This window comes from Paenibacillus tritici, assembly GCF_013204885.1.
Classification (GTDB): Bacteria; Bacillota; Bacilli; order Paenibacillales; family Paenibacillaceae; genus Paenibacillus_AQ; species Paenibacillus_AQ tritici.
In genome coordinates this window covers 659,775-682,121 of sequence record NZ_JABMKX010000001.1, presented here as the reverse complement: position 1 = coordinate 682,121, position 22,347 = coordinate 659,775, and the positions used below count along the sequence as shown (strand labels likewise).

At 52.2% G+C, this 22,347-nt stretch carries 20 protein-coding genes; 6 read left to right on the top strand and 14 right to left on the bottom strand.

Annotated elements, in window-relative coordinates; translation table 11 throughout:
* Positions 1-62: 62 nt before the first annotated feature.
* Positions 63-926, bottom strand: a complete 864-nt coding sequence (locus HQN87_RS03125; protein WP_173127510.1) for an AraC family transcriptional regulator — start codon at positions 924-926, stop codon at positions 63-65.
* 182 nt (positions 927-1,108) lie between these two features.
* On the opposite strand from HQN87_RS03125, the gene HQN87_RS03120 reads away from it, so the two are divergent.
* Positions 1,109-2,407: an alpha-glucosidase/alpha-galactosidase gene (locus HQN87_RS03120; protein WP_173127507.1), complete on the top strand. Its 1,299-nt coding sequence runs from the start codon at positions 1,109-1,111 to the stop codon at positions 2,405-2,407.
* Between the two features lie 286 nt (positions 2,408-2,693).
* Here the strand turns inward: HQN87_RS03120 and HQN87_RS03115 are convergent, their stop codons facing one another.
* From HQN87_RS03115 to HQN87_RS03100, 4 genes are all read right to left on the bottom strand, one after another.
* Entirely contained in the window at positions 2,694-3,950 is a 1,257-nt protein-coding gene (locus tag HQN87_RS03115) for a peptidase G2 autoproteolytic cleavage domain-containing protein (RefSeq protein ID WP_173127504.1), read from the bottom strand.
* Between the two features lie 131 nt (positions 3,951-4,081).
* Positions 4,082-4,855 carry an ABC transporter ATP-binding protein gene (locus HQN87_RS03110; RefSeq protein WP_173127501.1) on the bottom strand — a complete coding sequence of 258 codons (774 nt, stop codon included), beginning with the start codon at positions 4,853-4,855 and terminating at the stop codon, positions 4,082-4,084.
* A 25-nt stretch (positions 4,856-4,880) separates the two neighbouring features.
* Positions 4,881-7,493 carry a phosphoenolpyruvate synthase gene (ppsA, locus tag HQN87_RS03105; protein ID WP_173127498.1) on the bottom strand — a complete coding sequence of 871 codons (2,613 nt, stop codon included), beginning with the start codon at positions 7,491-7,493 and terminating at the stop codon, positions 4,881-4,883.
* A gap of 200 nt (positions 7,494-7,693) precedes the next feature.
* Entirely contained in the window at positions 7,694-8,965 is a 1,272-nt protein-coding gene (locus HQN87_RS03100) for a BNR-4 repeat-containing protein (RefSeq protein WP_216857104.1), read from the bottom strand.
* Positions 8,966-9,144: 179 nt separating this feature from the next.
* Here HQN87_RS03100 and HQN87_RS03095 point away from each other — a divergent pair, with 179 nt between their 5' ends.
* On the top strand, positions 9,145-10,017 hold the full coding sequence (locus HQN87_RS03095) for a DUF1835 domain-containing protein (RefSeq protein ID WP_173127495.1): 873 nt from the start codon (positions 9,145-9,147) through the stop codon (positions 10,015-10,017).
* 56 nt (positions 10,018-10,073) lie between these two features.
* Here the strand turns inward: HQN87_RS03095 and HQN87_RS03090 are convergent, their stop codons facing one another.
* The 3 genes from HQN87_RS03090 to HQN87_RS03080 form a co-directional block, all read right to left on the bottom strand.
* The gene (locus HQN87_RS03090; protein ID WP_173127730.1) at positions 10,074-11,027 is read right to left on the bottom strand and encodes an aldo/keto reductase; all 954 of its coding nucleotides are present in this window, start codon (positions 11,025-11,027) and stop codon (positions 10,074-10,076) included.
* Between the two features lie 102 nt (positions 11,028-11,129).
* Positions 11,130-11,978, bottom strand: coding sequence for a helix-turn-helix transcriptional regulator (locus tag HQN87_RS03085; protein WP_173127492.1), 849 nt, complete (start codon positions 11,976-11,978; stop codon positions 11,130-11,132).
* The gene (locus HQN87_RS03080) at positions 11,975-12,592 is read right to left on the bottom strand and encodes a lysozyme inhibitor LprI family protein (protein WP_173127489.1); all 618 of its coding nucleotides are present in this window, start codon (positions 12,590-12,592) and stop codon (positions 11,975-11,977) included. Before HQN87_RS03080 ends, HQN87_RS03085 begins: the two co-directional genes overlap by 4 nt.
* A 405-nt stretch (positions 12,593-12,997) precedes the next feature.
* On the opposite strand from HQN87_RS03080, the gene HQN87_RS03075 reads away from it, so the two are divergent.
* Both HQN87_RS03075 and HQN87_RS03070 read left to right on the top strand, forming a co-directional pair.
* The gene (locus HQN87_RS03075; RefSeq protein WP_173127486.1) at positions 12,998-13,804 is read left to right on the top strand and encodes a TrmB family transcriptional regulator; all 807 of its coding nucleotides are present in this window, start codon (positions 12,998-13,000) and stop codon (positions 13,802-13,804) included.
* A gap of 14 nt (positions 13,805-13,818) precedes the next feature.
* Entirely contained in the window at positions 13,819-15,045 is a 1,227-nt protein-coding gene (locus HQN87_RS03070) for an MFS transporter (protein WP_173127483.1), read from the top strand.
* 128 nt (positions 15,046-15,173) lie between these two features.
* On the opposite strand, the gene HQN87_RS03065 is transcribed toward HQN87_RS03070, so the two are convergent.
* A complete protein-coding gene (locus tag HQN87_RS03065; RefSeq protein ID WP_173127480.1) occupies positions 15,174-15,638 on the bottom strand; it encodes a DUF8821 family protein in 465 nt (154 codons plus the stop codon).
* Between the two features lie 23 nt (positions 15,639-15,661).
* Positions 15,662-16,147: a GyrI-like domain-containing protein gene (locus HQN87_RS03060; RefSeq protein ID WP_173127478.1), complete on the bottom strand. Its 486-nt coding sequence runs from the start codon at positions 16,145-16,147 to the stop codon at positions 15,662-15,664.
* Between the two features lie 98 nt (positions 16,148-16,245).
* On the opposite strand from HQN87_RS03060, the gene HQN87_RS03055 reads away from it, so the two are divergent.
* On the top strand, positions 16,246-17,268 hold the full coding sequence (locus HQN87_RS03055; protein ID WP_173127475.1) for a helix-turn-helix transcriptional regulator: 1,023 nt from the start codon (positions 16,246-16,248) through the stop codon (positions 17,266-17,268).
* A 23-nt stretch (positions 17,269-17,291) separates the two neighbouring features.
* The gene (locus HQN87_RS03050) at positions 17,292-18,467 is read left to right on the top strand and encodes a serine hydrolase domain-containing protein (protein ID WP_173127472.1); all 1,176 of its coding nucleotides are present in this window, start codon (positions 17,292-17,294) and stop codon (positions 18,465-18,467) included.
* A gap of 117 nt (positions 18,468-18,584) precedes the next feature.
* On the opposite strand, the gene HQN87_RS03045 is transcribed toward HQN87_RS03050, so the two are convergent.
* From HQN87_RS03045 to rd, 4 genes are all read right to left on the bottom strand, one after another.
* Positions 18,585-19,493 (bottom strand): glycerophosphodiester phosphodiesterase, encoded by a 909-nt coding sequence (locus HQN87_RS03045; protein WP_173127469.1) that lies wholly within the window; start codon positions 19,491-19,493, stop codon positions 18,585-18,587.
* A gap of 549 nt (positions 19,494-20,042) precedes the next feature.
* Complete coding sequence (locus tag HQN87_RS03040) at positions 20,043-21,134, bottom strand: PRK06851 family protein (protein WP_173127466.1); 1,092 nt, start codon at positions 21,132-21,134, stop codon at positions 20,043-20,045.
* A 157-nt stretch (positions 21,135-21,291) separates the two neighbouring features.
* Positions 21,292-22,002 carry a Crp/Fnr family transcriptional regulator gene (locus HQN87_RS03035; protein WP_173127464.1) on the bottom strand — a complete coding sequence of 237 codons (711 nt, stop codon included), beginning with the start codon at positions 22,000-22,002 and terminating at the stop codon, positions 21,292-21,294.
* Positions 22,003-22,165: 163 nt separating this feature from the next.
* Positions 22,166-22,324 (bottom strand): rubredoxin, encoded by a 159-nt coding sequence (rd, locus tag HQN87_RS03030; protein WP_173127461.1) that lies wholly within the window; start codon positions 22,322-22,324, stop codon positions 22,166-22,168.
* Positions 22,325-22,347 lie beyond the last annotated feature (23 nt).

Here is a 22,347-nt window from a genome sequence, read left to right as displayed (position 1 = left end):
GGGGCGGCATACTCTGAATCTCACACGGGTTCTTGTCCTTTGGTTCCTGCTAATGGTTCCTGTTAATAACCGCCCCGCAGACCCGCCCGGTACTCACTCGGCGGCATCCCGGAGTGCTTGCGGAATTGCTTGGAGAAATACAGGGCATCGTTGAAGCCGACGGACGAAGCTACCTGCTCAATAGTGAGCGGACTTCCCAGCAGCTCTCTGGCCTTGTCCATCCGTATTTTGAGCAAAAACTGCTTGGGCGACAATCCGGTCCGCTGCTTGAAGGCCTTGGATAAGTGAACCCGGTGATACCCGAGCGAGGAAGCGATGTGATCAATGCTAATCTGCTGATGGTATTGCAGCGTGATCCAGCGGATCGCCTGGTCGATCTGCCGGTCGATCATCTCCGGCATTTCTGACGGATGCGGGGGCAGTGCACTCAGATTATCCCGCCCGAACTCATGAAGCAGCAGCCGCACCCAGCCCGAAGCCTCCAGGCTCTCCAGCCTTGGATAAGCGGACTGCTTGAACGCATGACGTATCCGTTCGTACAAGCTATGAAGCTCTGCGACATTATCGGAGTGCATGAAGGGCTGCTCCCTGGTAATGCCCACGGCTCTGAGCAGATCCAGAACGCCAATGCCCTGCAAGGCCACCCAGGCGTAATGCCACGGAGTCTCCAAGTCCGCTTTATAGCTGAATAGTGAGCCAGGAATTATAACGAAGGTATCCCCTGCCCGGCACTCTGCCGAGAACGTATCGCTCTGAAACAGCCCCCCGCCCTCCAGAACCGTATGTATTAAGTAGAAATCATGTACGGACGGCCCGACGGTATGGCCGGGATGCGGCCTTCCCTCTCCGCTGAACAGCACGGACAGATCCTGCTCCTCCGGCGTGAGGTTAATGCCCAAAGTGAAATCATAATGCTCCGGATTCATATGCAACATTCCTCCATATCCATCTTGTCTTTCTCCATAGGCGCACTTTGAGTTCTATTCTATAGTGATTATAGAAGAAAACAGCGAAAAAAGCTTCTGCAACCTTATATTTCTGCCAGACTATTGATCATATCCCCGTATGGCAGAAGCATTTTCCGCAACCTACAGGAGGCCAATATCTTATGTCTAAAGTTACATTTATCGGTGCCGGAAGTACAGTATTTGCCAAAAACGTCCTCGGCGATATCATGGCTACCCCTGCTCTGCAGGGATTCGAGCTTGCCTTATATGATATTGATCTTGAGCGCTTGAACGACTCTGCGAACATGCTCCAGAATCTGAAGAGAAGCAGCGGCAGCACATGTACTGTCATCACCTATACCGACCGCAAAGAGGCGCTGCGCGGTGCAAAGTATGTGATTAATGCCATCCAGGTCGGCGGGTACGATCCTTGCACGATTACAGATTTTGAGATTCCCAAGAAATACGGCCTACGTCAGACCATTGCGGACACGGTAGGCATCGGCGGGATCTTCCGCAATCTGCGCACCATTCCGGTTATGCTGGATTTCGCAGCCGATATCCGCGAGGTCTGCCCGGATGCGCTGTTCCTGAACTATACGAACCCGATGGCAGTTCTGACGAATGTCATGAACACCTACGGCGGCGTGAATACCATCGGACTCTGCCACAGCGTGCAGCAATGTATCCCTGGATTATTCGATCACCTGGGGATCGACCAGACAGGAGTACAGGCCAAGATCGCCGGCATCAACCACATGGCCTGGCTGCTTGAGGTCACCAAAGACGGCAAGGATCTGTACCCGGAGATCAAACGCCGTGCCGCCGAGAAGCAGCTTGAGCCTCACCACGACATGGTCCGCTATGAGATGATGCTGAAATTCGGTTACTATATTACGGAATCCTCCGAGCATAATGCCGAATACCATCCGTATTTCATCAAAAGAAACTATCCTGAGCTGATCGAACGGTTCCAGATTCCACTGGATGAATATCCGCGCCGCTGCGTGGAACAGATTGAACGCTGGCAGCAGATGCGCGGGGAGCTGGTGAACAATCAGGAGCTGAAGCATGAGCGTTCGCATGAGTATGCCTCTTATATTCTGGAAGCCATGGAGACCAATGTGCCCTTCAAGATTGGCGGGAATGTAATGAATACCGGGTTGATCACCAATCTGCCCACAGAAGCCTGTGTCGAGGTCCCTTGTCTGGTGGACAGCAGCGGTGTGACTCCAACCTTCGTAGGCGACCTGCCTCCGCAATGTGCGGCGCTGAACCGGACCAACATCAATACGCAGCTATTAACCATTGAGGCAGCAATGACTCTCAAGAAGGAGCATATTTATCATGCGGCCATGCTTGACCCTCACACCGCTGCCGAGCTGTCGATGGACGATATTATCAGCATGTGCGATGATCTGATTGCTGCCCATGGTGACTGGCTGCCTAAGTATCAATAGGTGGACGCTCCGCTTTTACGCAGGTCGTTCCGTCCTCTCCGCTGTTTGAGCGGAAAAAGTTTCTTCAAATCTTTCTAAAACCACAAAAAGAAACCCTCCTTTGGATAGATGGAGTTACCATACCACCATTTCAAAGGAGAGGTTTCTTTCGTACATTTAATAGTCTATGGTCTCACTTTGCTTGCCAAAGGACCTCGAAGAAGAGATTCCATCCACTCAGCGAATCTATAATACCCTTCCGGTGGACTTCATGGTTTTTCTGGTCATTATGAACAGACGTCCCCTTCTATTTCACATAAATTCTGATCTGATCCGGTGCTGTTCTTGCCAGGACCCGGTACCCTTCCGTAGAAGCGGTTGCCACTCCATTCGCACCTGGAAGACAATAGCCGTTCACTTGACAGGTTCCATCATCGCGGACAAGGAGCTTGCCCATGGTTCCTACAGCCACCCACTCTGGACGATCAATCCGTGGAACATACGTTTGAGAAGGCTTATATTGAGGATTGAGAACGGCCGCGTTCACAGTATGTGCAGGCTTTAGAACATTGCCCTTCATGTCTGTAACAGCCTCCACTTCCCGATCTGCGTAGATGATCCGGCCCCATTCATCAACTTCGTATTTGCCGTTCCAATGTAAATGACTTGCATCTCCCAGTATAGAAGGTCTTGCACTGATAACACCCAAGATGTATTTATCTGCCGGTGTGGCCTTTCTGACCCGTTCACCCTCTGTGGTCACGAAATAACCCGGTTCTATCGGCAATCCATCCACCGTCTCAAACATTTCTGCGTAATCTGCACCATTAGGAAACACATTACCTTGAAGGTATAAATTTCCGGTAGACCCCTGAAGAACAGCAGCCAGGCCGGGGGTAGAAGCATCACCATTGGCTAAATGCCAAGAACCGGGATAAAGTGTCTGACCATTCGTACCCATGATGTGAGAACTAATGTGATCTTCAAGAACGACCGTAGTATCACCTTCAGCATGAGAGGATAACGCATTAGCAATGGTGGATAAACCTTCAGAATGTGAGAAGAGTCCATTGGCCTGAGTTAGGAAACCTTCTGCATGAGAAGCAGATGCAGTAGCTAAGGTTCCGCCGCCCTCTGCGTGGGAAAAATCACCACTTGCGGCACTAAACTCCCCTTCCGCATGTGAGGCTACACCCGATGCAAGCGTCTGATTGCCTTCCGCATGTGAAGCTACACCCGAAGCATTCGTTTGAGCACCCTCAGCGTGAGATTGCGTTCCAGAAGCAGTAGTTAAACCTCCCTCAGCGTGGGCAGCGTCATTGATTGCATAAGTGTTGTAGCCTTCCGCATGTGCGGCTGGTGCTGATGCAAGCGTACCATTCCCTTCGGCATGGGCCGTGTCCAATAGTGCAATGGTCTGGTACCCTTCGGCATGAGCCGCTGAAGCGGCGGCTGTCGTCTCATAACCCTCAGCATGGGAGGCAAAACCGCTCGCGGTAGTGGAATTGCCCTCTGCATGCGCACAAGACCCGGGAGCATTTTGATTGCATCCTTCATTTGCCATAAGTCATTCCTCCTAATATTCTGTCCTACCCTATAGACTATTGAACATTAGAAGGAATGGACACGGCATATCTCTAGGGTACAACCAACTATTTGTCATATTCCGACACTATATTAACCATAACAACCGCTTCAACCCAAAGTAAGCCATCTGCGGTGATGATGCTCCTGCACTTCAACCGGGGTATCGAAGAAATCGCTCAACACCTCTGACTGCAGGCAGTTCACAGTCTCATCTCCTTTATATATTTCTCCGTTCTTTACCAGCAGCGTATGGGTGAAGCAGGGGGTGATCTCTTCGATGTGGTGCGTCACATACAGCAAGGTAGGCCCGCCCTCCTGCTTCGTGATTTTCTCAATCATCTGCAGCAGCTGTTCGCGTGCGAAAATATCCAGTCCCGTGCAGGGCTCATCCAGAATCAGCAGCTCCGGATTGGCGATTAGCGCGCGTGCGATGAGGATTTTCTGACGTTGTCCCTGCGATAAGGTATCATAAGTACGGGCAGCCAGGACGGAACAATCCAGAAATTCCATCAGCTCCTCCGCCTGCTTCAGATCTTCTTCATCCGTCTTGTCATATAGCCCGATCGTCGCAAATTTACCGCTGAGGATGATGTTGAGTGCGGTCTGATGGCCGTACAGCTTTTGCTGCAGGGAGGTGCTGACCCAGCCGATCCGTTTGCGCAGCTCCCGCAGATCGACATCGCCGAAGCGGTGGCCTAATACCTCCACCTCCCCCTCCGTGGGCCAGATATAGCCGTTCACCACATTCAGCATGGTCGTCTTGCCGGACCCGTTCAAACCGACAATACACCAATGCTCCCCTTGTTGTACCTTCCAATTCATATCGCGCAAGATCATGGTCTTGTCACGCCGCCACGATACATGTTCAAGTGATATAATCATGTTCGGCTCCCCTCCTTCTCTCATTCTAGTATATTTCAATATACCCTTCGGTTCCATGCACACGGATGCGCTGCCCGTCCTGAATCAGCTTGGTCGCATCCGCCACCCCAACCACTGCCGGTATGCCATATTCCCGTGCGATTACGGAGCCATGTGTCATCAGTCCCCCGACCTCGGTGACCAGGCCTTTAATAGAGACGAACAAGGGGGTCCAGCTCGGGTCAGTAAATGAGGTAACTAATATATCCCCTTCTTCCAGGTCAGCCTCCTCCATCTTGAGGATCACCCGGGCCCGTCCTTCTACCACACCGGAGGAAACAGGCAGACCGGCCAGCGCTCCAGACGGCAGATGCTCCCTTTTGTACCGGCCGGAGAGGATCTCACCGTCAGAGGTTATTACACGCGGGGGAGTGAGCTTTTGATATACATGGAATTCGTCTTTACGTGTGCGGATGAGCTCATCATCGAGTGAACTTGTGCGGACAGCTTCCTCCAGCTCTTCAAAATAGAGATAGAATATATCCTCCCGCTCACGGATAACCCCTGCTTGGACCAGCCGCTCCGCTTCCTTCAGCATCGCCTGCTTGTATACCATGTAACGGTTAATATAGCCGTATTTGGGATATTCCCGGTAACCGATGAAATTGCGGACCAGGTCAATATTCTGCTTGGTCTCCCGGGCTTTATGGTCACCATCCGGTAACTGCTTCAAGCGGGCCAGCAGCTCTTGTTCCTTATTCCAGGCTTCCTGCCGTCCCTGCTCAAATCTCTGCTTGCCGGCATTAGGCCCGAAGTTTCTGATATTCCCAAGAATCAGAGGGAGCAGCATGGAAGGCTTCTCGCTCCAGCGGGGTCTGGTGATATCAATTTCCCCTGTACAGCGCATTCCGTATCTGTCCAGGTAGTCTGTCAGAGCATCGTAGGCTTCTTGTCCGCCTTCTAACGTACACAGTACGGCCAGGAAATCATCCCCTTGTGCCTGCTGTAGATAATCTACAACCTGCGGACAGGGACGAATCACATCGGCGACATCCAGCAGCGCCAGGCCCATTTCAGAAGTGATATTGTTCTGTACAGACTGCGACAGCGTATCTGCGGCGTTAATCTCACCCAACCACTCGTTCAGATGATCATTGATCCAGGACGAAGCATCCATTGCTGCCATGAACACCGCTGTACTCTGCGGATTGAATAGAACCCTCTTCAGCTCCTGGATATCCTCCCGGATAAACTCGAATAACGCTGAGCCTGATTTCGTTCGGATACTCTGTTTCAGCGCTTCTACCGATGCTTCGCAGCTCTTAATCAACTCCGTAACGATGGCCGGATCGCCTCCGGCAGGGACTTGTTCTGCGGGGGACGGCTTGGCTGTATTGTTTTGGTTAGGAGCAGGCGGCTGTTCAGCAGCCGGGGGAGCAGGGATGAAATCATCCCGTCCGATGATCGTCAGAAGCGCGTCTTTGACCAGCGGATCGGATTTGCCAAGCGTATCAATGATCGTATTTCTGGCCGGTGAAGCCAAGTGGGAGGTGATATCGACAAACAGCCGTCCGCCGGCTTTGCGCATGGTAGCAGGAGTAATCATCAGGTAAAATGACAAGCCCAGCGGCTTCATGGCATCTGTCATCATTTGCGCGTGACCTACGGATAGATACGCACGGTTCTCCTGATCACTAGACTCAGGGATGGGGAATAACGTTGTGATCGGCCGGCTCTGGACGATATAAAAGGTGTCATCAGCCAAACACCATTCGATGTCCTGGGGGGACCCGAAATTAGCTTCTATTTGTCTCCCGATACGTGCGAGCTGTAAAATCTGTGGTTCCGAAAGAGTCTGAGCCTCTTGCTGATCGGGACCGAGCAGGCGGGTTTCTGTGCCGCCTCCCGGGATACCGTAGATCGCCAGTTTTTTGGCCGCTATCCGCTTCTCGACGATTTCCCCGTTCTGCACCTTATAACCATCCGCAGTGACCAAGCCTGAGACTAGTGCCTCCCCAAGACCATAGCTGGCGTCGATAGACAGCAGCTTGCGGTTATTCGTAACCGGATCTGCGGTGAACAGAATCCCCGAAGCCTGCGGGAAGATCATTCGTTGAATAATTACGGATAAGTAGACCTGTCTGTGGTCAAAACCATTCTGCATCCGGTAGATTACCGCACGGTCCGTGAACAGCGACGCCCAGCATTTGCGGATATGCTCAAGGATGGCATCCAGCCCGATAATATTCAGATACGTATCTTGTTGACCGGCAAAAGAGGCCTGCGGCAGATCCTCGGCAGTGGCACTGGAGCGCACGGCATACGCCTGATCGTCCCCAAGCCGGGAGAGATGAAGGGTCACCGCTGCCACCACTCCGGGAGGAATCACCGTTTCAGTAAGAGTCTGGCGGATCGCTCTGCTGATCTCCCCTATTTGCGTCCGGTCATCTGCTTGCAGCAGGGTTAACCGTTCCAGCAGAGCATGATACGTTTCATTCTGCCGGATAGCTTCCAGATAACCCTCAGTAGTAACACAGAATCCTTCAGGTACATGGATGCCTTCCATCCTGGACAACTTGCTCAGATTTAGCCCTTTGCCGCCAACCTGTGACAGTGGTGTATGGTCCATTTCCTCCAAACCGAGAACCAGTGAACGCATTCCTATCTCCCCTGACCTATTAAAATGAGAAAAAAATTTGACAATGAGCTTGGCCGCATGTTATATTGGTAATATAAGATAACATTTCTATGCTCATTAACCAAAATCGTAATCGGAATTGATTATATCACTGTGTATGTACATATGCAATATGAAAGAACCTGGGCCATAGGCCCAGGTTCTTTTTTCGAGCGAAAACATTAATTATTTCGTCCATAGTAAAGCTTCAGGTTGGTGACATCCACCAGATACATGATATCTATGCCCTTCGGACTGCGGTCTACCGCAAGGCGCTCGATCGGGATACCCGGTGCAAGTGAGGTTTCAGCCCAGCCCCCGCCGGTGTTTACCGCCATGAACGCCCGGTCGGTTCCGCTGCTTTTGACGTAGTAGATTCTTGCAGCCGTACCAGCCCAGGTCACATCAATGGCGGCATTGGTGGGAGCGGCGTTATAGACTGTCTCCCGGGTCCAGCCTCCTGCACCATAAGTGGCCTGCTTCACCGCGAAGCTGGTGCTGCCCTCCTCGCGATAACGGTAAGCAATCACAGGACGGCCCGCAGCATCAAGCGTCATCTTGGCGCTCTGGACGCCTGGACCTCCGGGATCACTTCCACTCTGCACATAGGCCTCGCTTGGAGCCATAGGCTGTACAATATCCGCCGTAGTCAGGGAGACCGGCGCTGATACTGGAGTACCGTCCGCCTTGCTGAACACACCGGTGGCCGGGCTGTATTTCAGATAGGACAACTGGTGGCGCAGCGGACTGGCGGCGAAATACGCCCACTCGAACAGGATATGCAGATCTCCGTTAGCGTCAAAGACCAGATCGTCCGGGTAGACAGACCGGTTCAGGTGAGCCGCAATCACCTTGACCTGTGTCCAGACAGAATCGGCATTATTCCAGCGGAATAGAACAGCCTCTCTTTTGCCTGCCGGATCTTTGTCCGTGCGCACCAGCAGATACAAATCTCCGTTCGGAGCAGTTGTCACTACCGGATAGGTCACCGTTATATCTGCAGGTAGCTCATCCGAGTGATTCTGGGGAATTCCGCCGACGGAATCCGAGCGGTAATACCTCCAGGCATTGCTGTGCATGGAAGCAAATACATGGAACCGTCCGCTCCCGTCTCTAGCCATTGAGGGCTGGTTATGGCCGAGATCATCCGGATATTCCGCAGGAATTGTACCGTCCATAAGCGGAAGCTTGCTCCAGATTCCGTCATTGTCTCTTCTTGCAATAGCAATGGTATGCTTGCCGGGTATAGCTCCCGGGGCGTTATAGGCCATATAAGCATACTCGAAGCCAAGCCCATAAGTGGCGATAGGGGACCACCATCCGGCCTGATTACTGGAGTCCATCGGAAAAGGCACCTCCTCCAGTACCGCAGCAGCACTTCCCGTTCCCGCCGGCAGCAGGGTTAACAGCAGGGTCATAACGAGACCCAGCGTCCATTTTCTGTTCTTTTTCAAAGCTTACGCCTCCCTTAGATCACTGCTTCTGGACCGTGATGTAAACGTATTCACTACGATTCGGCACCGCCCCTCCTTCTATCAGATTCACTATGTTGCTGGCCCAACAATAGCATGCGGCCCGCAGGAATGTTACTGTATTATTGCAAGATTACTGTATAGCCCAAGGAGTGAGTGATATGCCCCAAGAAAATAATTTTCAATATGTTCATATTGTTTTTAGTCTCTCTGACGCCGGTTCCTTAAAAGTAGCGCTTAGTACCATTGGTGTACGTGAGTTATGCGAAGTCCTGGCCTTTAATGAATTGTTTTCAGTCGGCCCAATATCCAGCATAGATACGGCAACAGGACAACAGAATAGGCATCTATGGATGATGGAGCATGATAAGGACTATAGCTTTTATCAACATAACAACCAAGAGCATACGCTTGCTAATATGGTACAAGCAGTAAGGAGTATTCCCGGGCATACAACGATAGTCATTTGGTGTGCAGATAATGCACATGATCAAACCGGTCTGCGGTTCGTATTGCATCTGCTGCGGGAGCGGAAAGAACGGGTTCATATCGCCAATGTAACGGAGCTTTATCATACAGCGGGGTTGAATCGTACAGAAGGGAATCTTCCCTATTATCGAGGCGCAATCGGTCAAGAGCAGTTTCTGTCCATTGTAAAAAACCATTATCAAGGACTTCCTCTTGATAATGGCTTAAGAAGCATGTATGAAGCGGAGTGGCTGAGGCTATCGGAAGACCATCATGTGCTGCGCTTGTGGGAAGAATCCACTGTTATCGGCCGGGAGGAAACTGCGCTGGATGAGGTCATCCTGCGGGCCGTCAGGGAGCTGGAGCAGGAGCAAGACGAGCACGGGTATATCAATGCCGCGAGTGTCTTTATTAGAGTATTCAAGAGTTCGCTGCAATTCGTGGGAGAAGCTTTTGTGACTTATAGAATTTGGATGCTGGTGAACCAAGGCGACTTAGCGTTCAGAGGATTACCGTGGGCTTTGCACCAGTTCTCGCTTCGCCTTGGTCTCCCACAGCGATTGTAACAACGGTCCGTTCAAGCAGCGTCCACCCGAGCGCTAAGGTTGATACTGCTTACTATTTAAAATGCACCGAACCGGCTGCCGGCTGCTACACCCTTAGGAGAGATCTGTTCAATCTCTGCCAAATCTTCTGCGGTTAGCATCACTTGCAGCGCACCTATATTCTCTTGCACGCGCTCCAAACGCTTGGTTCCCGGAATCGGAACGATCTGCTCACCTTGTGCCAGGAGCCAGGCCAGACTCAGCTGCGCGGGTGTGCAGCCTTTACGGACGGCCATTTGCTCGATCAGGGAGACGACTTCAATATTCTTCGTAAAGTTCTCGCCTTGGAACCTCGGGTAATAACGCCGGTAATCATCTTCCGGCAGATCCTCGAACTTCCTGATCTGTCCGGTTAGAAACCCGCGGCCAAGCGGGCTATAAGGGACCAGACCGATACGCAATTCCTGCAGAACGGGGAGAATCTCGTCCTCCACTTCCCTGCTCCACAGGGAGTATTCGGTTTCGACGGCACTAACCGGATGCACCGCATGTGCCCGGCGGATGATATCGGCGGGTGCCTCCGACAGCCCGATATAGCGGATTTTCCCTTGCTTCACCAGATCAGAGAGCGTGCCGACCGTGTCCTCAATGGGGGTATTCGGATCGGGCCGGTGCTGGTAATAGAGATCAATATAATCCAAGCCCAGGCTGTAGAGACTGGCATCAACGGATTTTTTGATATAGGCAGGAGTTCCTGTGGGTCCTTGACCATGCGTAATACCAAATTTGCTGGCGATCACGGCCTGATCCCGGCGCCCCTTGAGCGCACGCCCGACAAGCTTTTCGTTCCCCCCGAACCGTCCGAGGAGGTATTCCTCCCCATAAATGTCCGCTGTGTCAAACATCGTCACGCCCGCATCCAGCGCCCCTTGAAGGGTACGTACCGATTCCTCGTTGTCCGGCATCATCATCGTTCCGAGGCCGAGGGCCGACACTTCAAGTCCTTCGCTCCCCAGCTTTCTTTGTTGCAGCATATGGTTTCCTCTTTTCAAGTATTTAGAATCAGTTGATATGGGTCTATTCTAATCCATCTATACCAGGGCAACCACACAACGCTTTTACTAGTAAAAATATTACCTGTCAGCATTCCCCTCCAGAACCGGTGTGTAGACGCAGATGTGAATGTCCGGACTGCCGGACAGATCAAGCAAGGAGTTGATATCATAAGTAACGTACTTAGGGATATCCAAAGACTGTAGCGTAATACGCTGTACTTTTTTGAGCTGTATATCGTATGACTTCCAGATTTGATTAAATTCCCTGCTGCTCCCGGTCAGCTCCTTCACCGTCTCCTCATACCAGGGGTCTCCCTTGTGTTTATCATAATACGTTCTGAAGACAGAAACCGCATAGCTTGAGAACTCTTCTATATTGACGATGCGGCGGCGTATATCCATGTTGTTAAATAACAAACGGATGAAATAACGGTCTTCGGCAGCAATGGATGCAAAATCAGCGATCATCTCTCCCGCGGCCTCGTTCCAGGCGAGAATCTCTGACCTCTCATTGGTGATATAGGAAGGATATTCGATCTGATCAATGATCAGCTGCATCTGCGGATTCACGAAATCCGGGGCGGCAAGAGGCAGAGGAGGATTCGAGGTATGCGGATTCCATAACTCAAACAGATGATTTTTCTCGTCCGCTGATAATTGCAGCGCTTCGGCGATACTTTGCATCACTTCCCTGGATGCTGTTAATTCCCGGCCCTGCTCCAGCCACGTATAGTAGGTAACACTTACGCCTGCGAGCAGCGAGACTTCCTCCCGGCGTAGTCCAGGTGTCTTGCGCTGCCCATTGTGAATGCTTAGGCCCACATCCTTGGGAGATAGCCGTTCTCTGCGTGATTTCAGGAACGCCCCCAGTGTTTTGGCCTTGTGGCTGACTAACATCTTATGATCACCATCCGGATTATTGTTCATTTCATATACAACTCGACCAGCTTGTAACAACGGTCCTTAGTTACGCCTGCCAGCGTAGCCGCGTACTCCAATCCCTCCATAGTGCCGCCTTTATATTGAGCCGCAGCCTTGGCGGCGGTCTCATCCCGTTCCTTAATCCAGCTGAGCTGTTCTTTTTTCAATGCGGCCATATCGGTTTCGGAGAGCTGCTGCTTGAGCACCTGATAAATTTCGTTCAGCGCCTTGTCCCACCGCTCATGCTCCTTGGAGGCGGCCTCCTTCATATCTGCCGTTATGCCGCTGTCCGACAGTGCCTTCAGATCACTTAGGCCCTCTTCAATCTTATCCAGCTTGTCAAAATACGCCTGCCGCTGTGACTCCTCCGCCTCCGGAGTGGCCTTGGGGGTAGCTTCCGGTGCGGCTGTTGACGCAGGGATCTGCGCAGTCGGAGCCTGTGTCGGTTCCGTTGTCGGCGTAGTCTCCGGTGTAGCCTGCGGCGTTGTGTCCGGTGAGGCCGCTATGGCCTGTCCGGTCTCCACAGGGGTTGCTGCGTCTCCATTAGTAGACTCATTATTCCCGCAGCCTGCCAGTAGCAGACTGGAGATTAGCATCGTAGTTAGAATCGCTTGTCGCATAAGGCCTCATCCTGTCATTGGGTTATAGTCGAAATTCATTTGCTCTATAAGACGCACTTAAGTTTTAAACTTGAAGCTTCATCGTCACTGCGGTGAACATTTGGACTTCCGGCCGCTGTTGTCAGCAGATTTCTTGATTTAATCCGCTCTTCGCGGGTGAAATCCGCTGACAAAGGCGGTCGCTACCGCTCCTCCAGTTCCAAATTTCCCCTCCGCTTCTTTTGCTTTTTGTTTATTTCTTTAGTGCTTCTTAAAATAGTTAAAACACCTTCTTCAGAGTAATTACCTGAATTCGCTGTTTTGGAATCAAGACATTTCTGCTTGACAGCTGTTTGTGATCGCAGTAGTATTTTAAAATACTCCTACGGTATTCGAAGGATAAATTACAGTAAAGGAGCCCCATCCATGATTGAAGCATTACGCAAGCTAGGCTTATCCGATCTGGAAGCCCGCTGCTATCTGGCACTCCACGGCCAGCCTCCCTCCTCTGGCTACGAGGTAGCGAAGCAAGTGTCCGTCTCGCGTTCCAACGTATACGGCGCGCTGCGCAGCCTGGTAGACAAAGGGGTCTGCCGGACCTGCGAAGGCGAGCCTGTTACGTACGCAGCCATTCCGGTGGGACAGGTAGTCAAGCTGCTTCAGGCTGACTTCGAGCGAACGGCCCGCCTGCTGGAGAATGAGCTGGCGACTCTGCCGGTGACACCGCCCTTCTTCAGTAACTGGAAGGGAGACCCGCAAGTGGACCTGGCGATCCGCCGCCTTGCTGCCAATGCCCAAGAGGAGATTCTGGTGGATCTGTGGGCCGAGGATCTGCACAGGGTAGAGGAAGCCCTGCTTGCTGCCGAGCACCGGGGCATCGCTGTTCATCTGATGGTGATCGGGGAGGTGCCCACAGAGCTGAAGCGCGTCATTATACATAGCGTACCACCTGGAACCCCGCCTAAATCCCGGAATTTCTCGATCCTGCTGGATAAGGAGATCTCTCTTCTGGGAAGCTTCAACCGGCATTCCCAAGCCTCGGCGCTGGAGAGCAACCATCCGGCGGTACTGGACGCTCTTCAGACTTCCTATTACCACGATGTTGTTATGATGCGGATTGAGCAAGATTTCGCGGGAGAACTGGAAGACCGCTACGGTAAGAACTACGCTTTGATCCGCCGGGAACACCCGGAGATGCTCTCCAGGAAGCTGGAGACAGAACCTGAACTCTGAAAGGATGAATTCCCATGACAGAACCCGGATCATCCGTGCTGCATAACCGCTCGTTCCTGCGCTTATGGATCGCGCGGATTTTCTCGACCAGCGCCTTTCAGATGCTGTCCGTTGCCATCGGCTGGCAGATGTATGCCCTGACGGACAGTGCCTTCCAGCTTGGTCTGGTCGGCCTGGCCCAATTCCTGCCTATGCTGCTGTTGACGCTGCCTGCCGGACAGACGGCGGACCGTTATGACCGCCGCACCATCGTCTTTCTCTGTCAGCTGATAGAGAGCCTCGTCGTTCTGCTGCTCGTTATCGGCAGTATAGAGGGCTGGCTCGGCTCGGTTCATCTGCTGGCGGCAGCAGCCGTTCTTGGCGCGTGCCGCACCTTCGAGAGCCCGGCCTCAGCGGCGCTTGTGCCGGACATTGTGGACCGTGAGCAGTTGCCGAAGGCGGCAGCCTGGTCCGCATCCGCAATGCAGACGGCGATGATCATCGGCCCGTCGCTCGGAGGTGTCCTCGTTATCTGGGGAACTGCCGCCGCCTACACGGCATCCCTCGTCGCTCTGCTGGTATCCACGGTCCTGATCTTCTTCGTGAAGACGGTCCATTTCGTGAAGAAGCTGGACGCGGTCAGCATGGACACCTTCCTCAGCGGCTTGCGGTTTGTATTCGCCCGCCGGATTATTCTCGGCACCATCTCGCTGGACCTGTTCGCTGTGCTGCTGGGCGGCGCCACTGCCCTGCTGCCGATATTTGCCGAAGATATTCTGAAGACCGGCTCACTTGGCCTCGGTCTGCTCCGTACCGCACCGGCAGTTGGGGCCATCATCGTCTCGCTGATCCTGACCCGGTATTCGGTAGAACGGGCTATCGGGAAGACGCTGTTCGCTTCGCTCATCGTGTTCGCGCTGGCGACGATTCTCTTCGGCCTCTCCCACAGCTTCTGGCTGTCCCTCTTCGCGCTGTTCCTGATCGGAGCCTCCGATGTAGTAAGTGTCGTCATCCGTTCGACACTCGTCCAGGTCAACACGCCGCCGGAGATGCAGGGCCGTGTGAACGCGGTCAATTCACTGTTCATCGGCACCTCGAACCAGCTTGGTGAATTCGAGTCGGGGACGATGGCCGGGCTGGTCGGTGCCGTGCCTGCTACGGTGATCGGCGGACTGGGCACCCTGATCATCTCTGTGATCTGGATGTACTGGCTTTTCCCCGTTCTCCGCACCCAGAAGACCTATACAGCGGAGGAAATCTAGGAAGCAGCGGATAACCTTAATCATGGTTGATGATGCACATAGCGAAATAGGGCTTGCCATCCGGCAGCCCCATTTTGCTGTACACAGGAGGTGATACACGCTCAGCAACCCGCGAGCCTCCGGCGAACTTAATACTCTCCCTTGATTACAAAAAACGATCCCCGGATGGTTCCGGCCAGCTTGGACTTCTGTCTGGCGAACTTGAATTTTGTCTCCAGCTCCTTGGGAACCTCCATCCCCTCGGAGAGCTTGAACCCGACCGCCCGCTTCTTGGGGTCATCCACCGTGTACATGACGTTAACCGCCAGGCCATCCTCATAAAAGACGTAGGCGAATCGGATATTCTCCACTTGAAAGCGCGACGTCTCCAGCGGTCTGGCCGCGAATTCCAGGCTGCGCTCTTTGCTTAGAATCCCGTTCACATAATCCAGGGTCTCCTGGCTTTCGGCAGCCGGGATCACCGTGAATTCATGCTTGTATTTATTCATGAAGTAACGTGCTTCATTCGCACGCAGCCCGGCAAGGGCCTCAGCCACAGGTGATGTTTCCAGCCCTACTACCGATACCTCTTTGAAATTTACCACATACGACATTTCGTCCCTCCGTACGGTTCACATTATTTTTTGACTACAGGAATCCACATCTCACCATAAACCAAGCCATCCCGCTGCCCCATCTCCACAGCCGCATTGGGCCCGCCGACGTAGGCGAACGCTTCCGCTTCCGGCAAGGCCTGTCCAAAGGCCAGACCTGTCAGGGTATCGCTTAATTCCTCAGACGTCTGCGCTTCTCCGGCAACCACCAGGTATTCCCCCTTGGGGAATTGGATCACTCTGGCTTCTTCCGGGGCCGGTGTTCCAGCTCCTGCCATAACACCGGCATAATGCATCATCTTGCCGTTAACCGCTTCATTCACTACAAACACATACTCATTCGCCGCGATTCCTTTTAGATAGCTAAGTCTGCCATCTTCAGTAACCGCCTGCCAAAAATCCGATTTCTCCTTATGAATCCCGGCATAGTCTGTGTAACTGCTCTTAAGCTCAGTTCCCAGACCTATCACGGTAAAGCTGTCTTTCTCTGCAATGGTATACGCTGCCATAGTTAGCACCTTCCTTGGTATAAGTTTTGTCTTCTGTACTTCCTATGAATATGATAACCTTAAACCATGTCAAAAAATGAACCTGTTTAGGAGCGCCTATGAAAAAAGTGGAACGGATTAATATCATCATGCGGTACATTAACAATCGTGCCCACTTTACCTTGTCTGAAATCATGCGGGAATTCCATATCTCACGTTCCACAGCGATCCGGGATATCCGGGAAATCGAGGCTCTGGGCATGCCGCTGGTCGCTGAGGTAGGCAGGGATGGCGGGTATTTCGTCATGCGCAACTCCGTCCTTCCCGTTGTGCGGTTCACTGACAGTGAGCTTAAAGCGCTTTTTATCGCCTTCATGGCTACACGGAATGCACAGCTCCCTTATCTCAAGAGCCGGCAGTCTTTAGGGGAGAAATTACTCGGCCTGATCTCAGAGAACCAGCAGGAGGACCTGTTTCTATTGAATCAAATCCTGCTGTTTGAGGGCACGAATCCGTATAATCCCGACCTGCTCGATCTCTCTGACCTCCCTCATCCCATGCTGGAACAATTGATTCAGCTTCTGCTTCAGGACCGCTACTTGTGCATTACGGTTGAACAAGACCGTGAACTGCGGACCTGTCCTATCTATTTGCTGCACCTGTACCGTGAGAAAAGTGTCTGGCTCATTGAAGGCTTTGACCTGAATGAAGAAACGAAGCAGGTGTATCCTGTCGATCAGCTTACAGCTGTTATCCCCTATCCGGTCAAAAAGAGATTAAGCCCCAAAAAGATTATGGACAAGCTGAGCAAGCAGGCAAAAGCAATCAATCTGGTCCTTGAGCTTGGCCCGCAAGCCATCGCCCAGTTCAAGAAATACCATCCCTTCAAAACGGCCATTTCCTATACCAATCCTTATCAGACCTCGGCCCTGCTGGAGACCTTTGTCGATCCGGCGAAGCCGGATGAAGTGAGCGGCATGATGAATTGGCTGCTGTTCCTGGGCGGGGACGTCAAGGTCAGAGACATGCCCGCAGAAATGCGGCAAGGGCTGCAAGAGCGGTTGCGGTGTTTACAACCTGACATTGTTTCCTGCGGACTCTATACAACCTGTCTAAAAGAGTTTAATATTCTCAATAGTTAAATGCAAAAGGAGACGCTAAGAACATGCTGGATTCAAACACAATGAAGCTATTAGAAGAAACACTGAGCGCCAGTATCAGCAATAAGGAAATTGCCGGTGCAAATTTCATGGTGATCAAGAACGGGAAAGAAATCTTGTATCAAGAGGATGGCTATGCTGACATCGAAGAGGGACGTCCAATGTCCAGAGATTCGATTGTCCGGTTGTATTCTATGACGAAACCGGTTACAGCCACGGCCGTAATGCTGCTGCTGGAGCGCGGAGAGATTGATCTGTTCGATCCGGTCTGCCGGTATATTCCGGGATTCAAGCATCAGAGGGTGGAGAAAGATGGAGAACTCGTTCCAGCGGGACGGGAGATTGCCCTGTTGGATCTGCTGAACATGACCTCGGGGCTGGTCTACGGAGGAACAGACAAGGCGGGGCAGCATACAGAGGCGTTGTTCCGGGAGCTGGACGGCCGTCTGCACGGCGGTCATCCGATGAGTACTCTGGAATTCGCGAACCGTCTGGGCGAAGGCCCGCTCTCATTCGAGCCGGGAACCTCCTGGCAATACGGCACTTCCGCAGATGTCCTTGGTGCGGTGGTGGAAGCGGTTAGCGGTATGCGGTACGGGGAATTCCTGCAACAGGAAATCTTCGGTCCGCTGCAAATGAATGATACCGGCTTCTGGCTGCCGGAGGACAAAAGAAACCGCTTGGCCCGAGTCTACCAGGATGACGGCGCAGGCGGCTTGAAGCGGTATACAGAGAATCATCTGGGCATCTGTCATCACATGGATAAAGAACCCGCCTACGAATCAGGCGGAGCCGGTCTGGTCTCCACCATTGAGGATGCCGCCAAATTTACGACGATGCTGATGAATCAGGGCAGTCATAACGGCATTCAGCTGCTCCGGCCCAGAACCGTCCAATATATGACCTCGGCGCATCTAACCGCCTGGCAGCAGAAAGGGTTCGATCCGTGGCATTCCCTCCAGGGCTACAGCTATGGCAACCAGATGCGGATCATGACTGATCCCGGCCAGGCCGGAGGACTCGGCGGCGCTGGTGAATACGGCTGGGACGGCTGGCTGGGGGCTTATTTTGCCAATAGTCCGCAAGACGGTCTGACCATCCTGTTCATGATTCAGAAGAAGGACGCCGGAACCCTGCCCATTATCCGCAAGCTGCGCAATATCGTGTTCAGCAGCTTATAAGCGGCGGAAATAACTTGTAGAGTACACCAATAGAGGGTTCAGTTCTGATCCGGGATACTGGACAAGAACTGAACCCTTGTATAGTTACAGGCGTATAGTCACAGCGTCCCGCTGGCGTCACCACTTGGCGTTGGCCCTGTTCGTGGCAATGACTTCAAGAAAACGGTCAGGGAAGTTGGTATACACCCCATCCACTCCCCAGGAATAGGCTTTATCCATGTTGAGCTGGTAATTCACCGTGTAAGGCATCAGCTTCAGTCCCGCTCGCTTCACCTGTGCCACATAAGCTGCGCTGATCCCCTGGAAATTCGGACTGATCCCGACAGCGTAAGTCTTCACCTTGGTCAGATAGGCTTGGGTAACCCTCGTGGCCGTATAATCATTCCATACAAGCTGGTAGAGCGGAATGTCCGGGTTGATGGAATGAAACCTCTGTAGACTGGATGCGCTGAAGGAATGGATGGATACTACAGATTCCAGTTTGTATTTTGTAATAGAATCATTCAATATCACTTCGATATTCTTCGGAAGCGGCTCCTTGATTTCGATCACATAGTTCATGTTGCTGCCGAAGGTGTCGAAGACCTCTTCAAGCGTGGGAACGATAATACCTGCGTAGAGATCTCTCGCAAACATCGGGTACGCCTTATTGAACCATGACCCTGCGTCAAGCTGTTTAATCTGCTCCAAGGTCATATTCTTCACATAACCTGTACCGTTCGTGGTCCGGTTGACCCTCTCATCATGAATCACGACAGGAACCAGATCCCGGGTCAACTGGATGTCCAGCTCAATCGAGTCGGACTTCATCTCACGCGCCAGCTCGAAGGCAGGTATAGTGTTCTCGGGGGCATACCCGGACGCGCCACGATGGGCAATCGTATATACTTTGTCCGCCGGAGTAATAATCTGCTTCACCTTCACCCGGATTACCGGAGAATAGGCATACAGCGTGGAGAACAGGCAAATAATAGTCAATACATGTAATCCGATAAAATAAGCCTTATGTCTGAATATCCTCATCATGCTGCTGTCCCCATTTGTGTGTGATTATAAAAAGCTCAAGAGAAAAGAACTGGAAAGCGTAATCGTCACTGCGGTGAACATTTGGACTTCCGGCCGCTGTTGTCCCCAGATTTCTTGATTTAAACCGCTGTTGGCAGTAGAAATCCGGTGACAAAGGCGGTCGCTACCGCTCCTACAGTTCCAAATTTCCCCTCCGCTCCTTCTCGCTTTTCATTATTCTCTGAGAGCTTTTATATAGCGTGTAACCGCATTATATCCAAGCAATACCATATCTGCATGATATCCCCCTTCCTGCAAACCCAGACCCTGCCCGGTCAATTATTCTCAAGTCTATCTATCGTATCAGACCTATGTCGCGTAAACAATCCATTGTTCTCGTACCTGAACTAAATACCTGCAGCCGCCATCCAGGCTAGCACACTCTCTCCTCTCGCTTGGTATTCGGAGCAGGAGGAGACGCTCGCTTTTCAGGCCGAAAAAGGCTTACTCTACGGATGGAAAATACCTCCGCAGAGTAAGCCCCAAGGCTGGTACAGATGATAGTAACCGCTACGCCTGCATACTTGCCAGTTCAGCAGAAATCCGATTCCTGGCCGCATCCACCACGCTAAAATCAATTGCTGCGATATAAATTTTCTTTAATTCGTCCCGGTGCACCTTGGCCTCTGCCAATGCGGCTATCGCCGTTTTCATTGTGGCCTTATATTGTGTGCTTACTTCCTCTAGCGGCCCGGCGAGTCGCTCATCCGTTCCCGGTGCTACAACAGCTTCATACGTATCGACGATTACGTCTCCCTCCCGCTCCGGGTAATATTCATGCGGGCTGGTGCTGTCAAAGATCGCAAAATCAAGCTCACGCACAATGACCATATCCAGACTGTGGGGATCGAATCCGCAATGATAGATTTCCGTATCAAAGCCCCTCTTCTCCGCCTCGGAGGCGATTGTGCGGAGTATGGTTGATTTGCCTGTTCCGGCCCGGCCTTTGAGGAAGAAGCGTCTCCACAGCCCTTCGGTCAAATTAGGTACAAAGTCGACCGATCCTGCCGGCGTTGCTGCGCCCAGAAACCGGTGCTTGACGTCAGCACTTCTCTGTAGATTCGCTTCGCCAAACAGCTGTTCCAGCATCAGGGCCGTTAATTGATCCGCCCGGCCGAAGTCCATATGCTCGAAGTAAATCTTTTCCCATTCGTCATGAATGTTCAGGGCCTCCGCAAACCTGCTGTACGCTGCCGCATAGGCATCAGCAGCCTTCCGGTTAAGCTCCTCAATGATCTCCCTTTGGCTGATCAGCGCTGCCGAGTCCCACACTTCTCCCAGGTTCACGTATTCCCGGGCCGCTCCGGGAGCCTTAGGCTCGATCACATGGGGCGCAGTCCCGTCAACAATGCCCACGCCAAGCGCCGGAATAATAACCCCGTCAATGGAATCCTTATCGGATGAACAATGGATCAGCTCAATATCGTAACCCCGCTCCGCCCATTCCGTGCCGATTGCATTCATCAGGGAGGATTTTCCGGTACCGGGACCGCCTTTCAAGATGAAGATCCGCCGGAGCCCTTGAAGATTCGATTCGAACAAACTGTAGAAGCCAAGAGCCGTATTGCCGTCTGCAAAATATCTTAAAATTCTCGCAGCCATACACCCACTTCCTTTCCCGTTGTCGCCTGGTAGGCTTATAACCATACAATATGCGTCAGGTATTTGTAAGGTGCCTGGTGCGGGAATGAACATCCAATCCAAGTGAAAGCGGCATCCCCATCATGAAATGATAGACATGCCGTTCATATATCGTCGTCTATAAGCCCATATACTTCTCAACACCTGCCGGGTCGATAAGGACCATCTGTTTGTTGCCGATCAGCTTGATCAGACCACTGTCTTCGAACCTGGAGAACTTCCTGCTGATGGTCTCCCGGGTAACCCCGACATAACTCGCCAGCTCTTCACGGGATAGCGGAAGGTCAATATGAATACGTCCGCCGCGCGGTTTTCCATATTTCTCACTCAGCTCCATGATCATATAAGCGATACGGATCTCGGGGTCTTTGGTCGCCAGACTCTGCGCCAGATTCTCTGTATGGGCGAGTCTTTTGGTTAGACTTTTCAGCAGCCGCAGTGAAATATCGGGATTCTCGGTCATTAACTGCTCCATATCACTGCGGGTCAGCATACAGATATTGGTTTCTTTCAGCGCGTACGCACTGAAGTTGCTAAGCTCATCACTGTTAAAAATACTGAGTTCCCCGAAAAAATCTCCGTTCGTCAGGATGTGTAAAATCTGTTCCTTCCCTTCGGGCGTGATCTTGGATAACTTCACATGCCCCTGTTGAATAATGTACAGCGTATCCGAGGGTGCACCTTCCAGAATTAACGGCTGACCTTTGGTGAACTTGCGGTGCTTGATCATCGCGCTGATCCGGGTAAGATCCTCATCGGTCAGCGCGGCAAAAATCGGTACCTTGCGTGTACAAGGTTCTGCGGCGTGCTGGCAGGAATGCTCTTTCATACCGTTCCCCCTGTAGTGTGAAATGTGGAGCCTCAAACCTCTAATGAGCAATCGTGTTCTTCTCTTCTACGGCAAGTGGAAACGGCTTTGCCGTCCTTATAAAGGACGGTACCGTTTCAGCGAGAAATAGAAGGATAATGTATAGCGTGAAACATATATATTCTTATATTTGTACGAAGTGGCTGGTGTCTTCCCCGCAAACCGGGCAGACCCAATCCTCCGGCAGATCCTCGAACGCTGTGCCGGCTGCGACATCCTCATCAGGATCGCCTACTGCCGGGTTGTAGATGTAGCCGCAAGGGGTACAGATGTATTTTTTCATCGTTATCAGCTCCTAATAGGTTA

Excerpts from the sequence above, each read along its gene's own strand:
- HQN87_RS03050 (WP_173127472.1), top strand. The coding sequence starts at position 17,292 with ATGCTGGATTCAAACACAATGAAGCTATTAGAAGAAACACTGAGCGCC.
- HQN87_RS03125 (WP_173127510.1), bottom strand. The coding sequence starts at position 926 with ATGAATCCGGAGCATTATGATTTCACTTTGGGCATTAACCTCACGCCG.
- HQN87_RS03065 (WP_173127480.1), bottom strand. The coding sequence starts at position 15,638 with ATGTCGTATGTGGTAAATTTCAAAGAGGTATCGGTAGTAGGGCTGGAA.
- HQN87_RS03055 (WP_173127475.1), top strand. The coding sequence starts at position 16,246 with ATGAAAAAAGTGGAACGGATTAATATCATCATGCGGTACATTAACAAT.
- rd (WP_173127461.1), bottom strand. The coding sequence starts at position 22,324 with ATGAAAAAATACATCTGTACCCCTTGCGGCTACATCTACAACCCGGCA.
- HQN87_RS03085 (WP_173127492.1), bottom strand. The coding sequence starts at position 11,978 with ATGAACAATAATCCGGATGGTGATCATAAGATGTTAGTCAGCCACAAG.
- HQN87_RS03120 (WP_173127507.1), top strand. The coding sequence starts at position 1,109 with ATGTCTAAAGTTACATTTATCGGTGCCGGAAGTACAGTATTTGCCAAA.
- ppsA (WP_173127498.1), bottom strand. The coding sequence starts at position 7,493 with ATGCGTTCACTGGTTCTCGGTTTGGAGGAAATGGACCATACACCACTG.
- HQN87_RS03075 (WP_173127486.1), top strand. The coding sequence starts at position 12,998 with ATGATTGAAGCATTACGCAAGCTAGGCTTATCCGATCTGGAAGCCCGC.
- HQN87_RS03070 (WP_173127483.1), top strand. The coding sequence starts at position 13,819 with ATGACAGAACCCGGATCATCCGTGCTGCATAACCGCTCGTTCCTGCGC.
- HQN87_RS03080 (WP_173127489.1), bottom strand. The coding sequence starts at position 12,592 with ATGCGACAAGCGATTCTAACTACGATGCTAATCTCCAGTCTGCTACTG.
- HQN87_RS03045 (WP_173127469.1), bottom strand. The coding sequence starts at position 19,493 with ATGATGAGGATATTCAGACATAAGGCTTATTTTATCGGATTACATGTA.
- HQN87_RS03060 (WP_173127478.1), bottom strand. The coding sequence starts at position 16,147 with ATGGCAGCGTATACCATTGCAGAGAAAGACAGCTTTACCGTGATAGGT.
- HQN87_RS03110 (WP_173127501.1), bottom strand. The coding sequence starts at position 4,855 with ATGATTATATCACTTGAACATGTATCGTGGCGGCGTGACAAGACCATG.
- HQN87_RS03035 (WP_173127464.1), bottom strand. The coding sequence starts at position 22,002 with ATGAAAGAGCATTCCTGCCAGCACGCCGCAGAACCTTGTACACGCAAG.
- HQN87_RS03115 (WP_173127504.1), bottom strand. The coding sequence starts at position 3,950 with ATGGCAAATGAAGGATGCAATCAAAATGCTCCCGGGTCTTGTGCGCAT.
- HQN87_RS03040 (WP_173127466.1), bottom strand. The coding sequence starts at position 21,134 with ATGGCTGCGAGAATTTTAAGATATTTTGCAGACGGCAATACGGCTCTT.
- HQN87_RS03095 (WP_173127495.1), top strand. The coding sequence starts at position 9,145 with ATGCCCCAAGAAAATAATTTTCAATATGTTCATATTGTTTTTAGTCTC.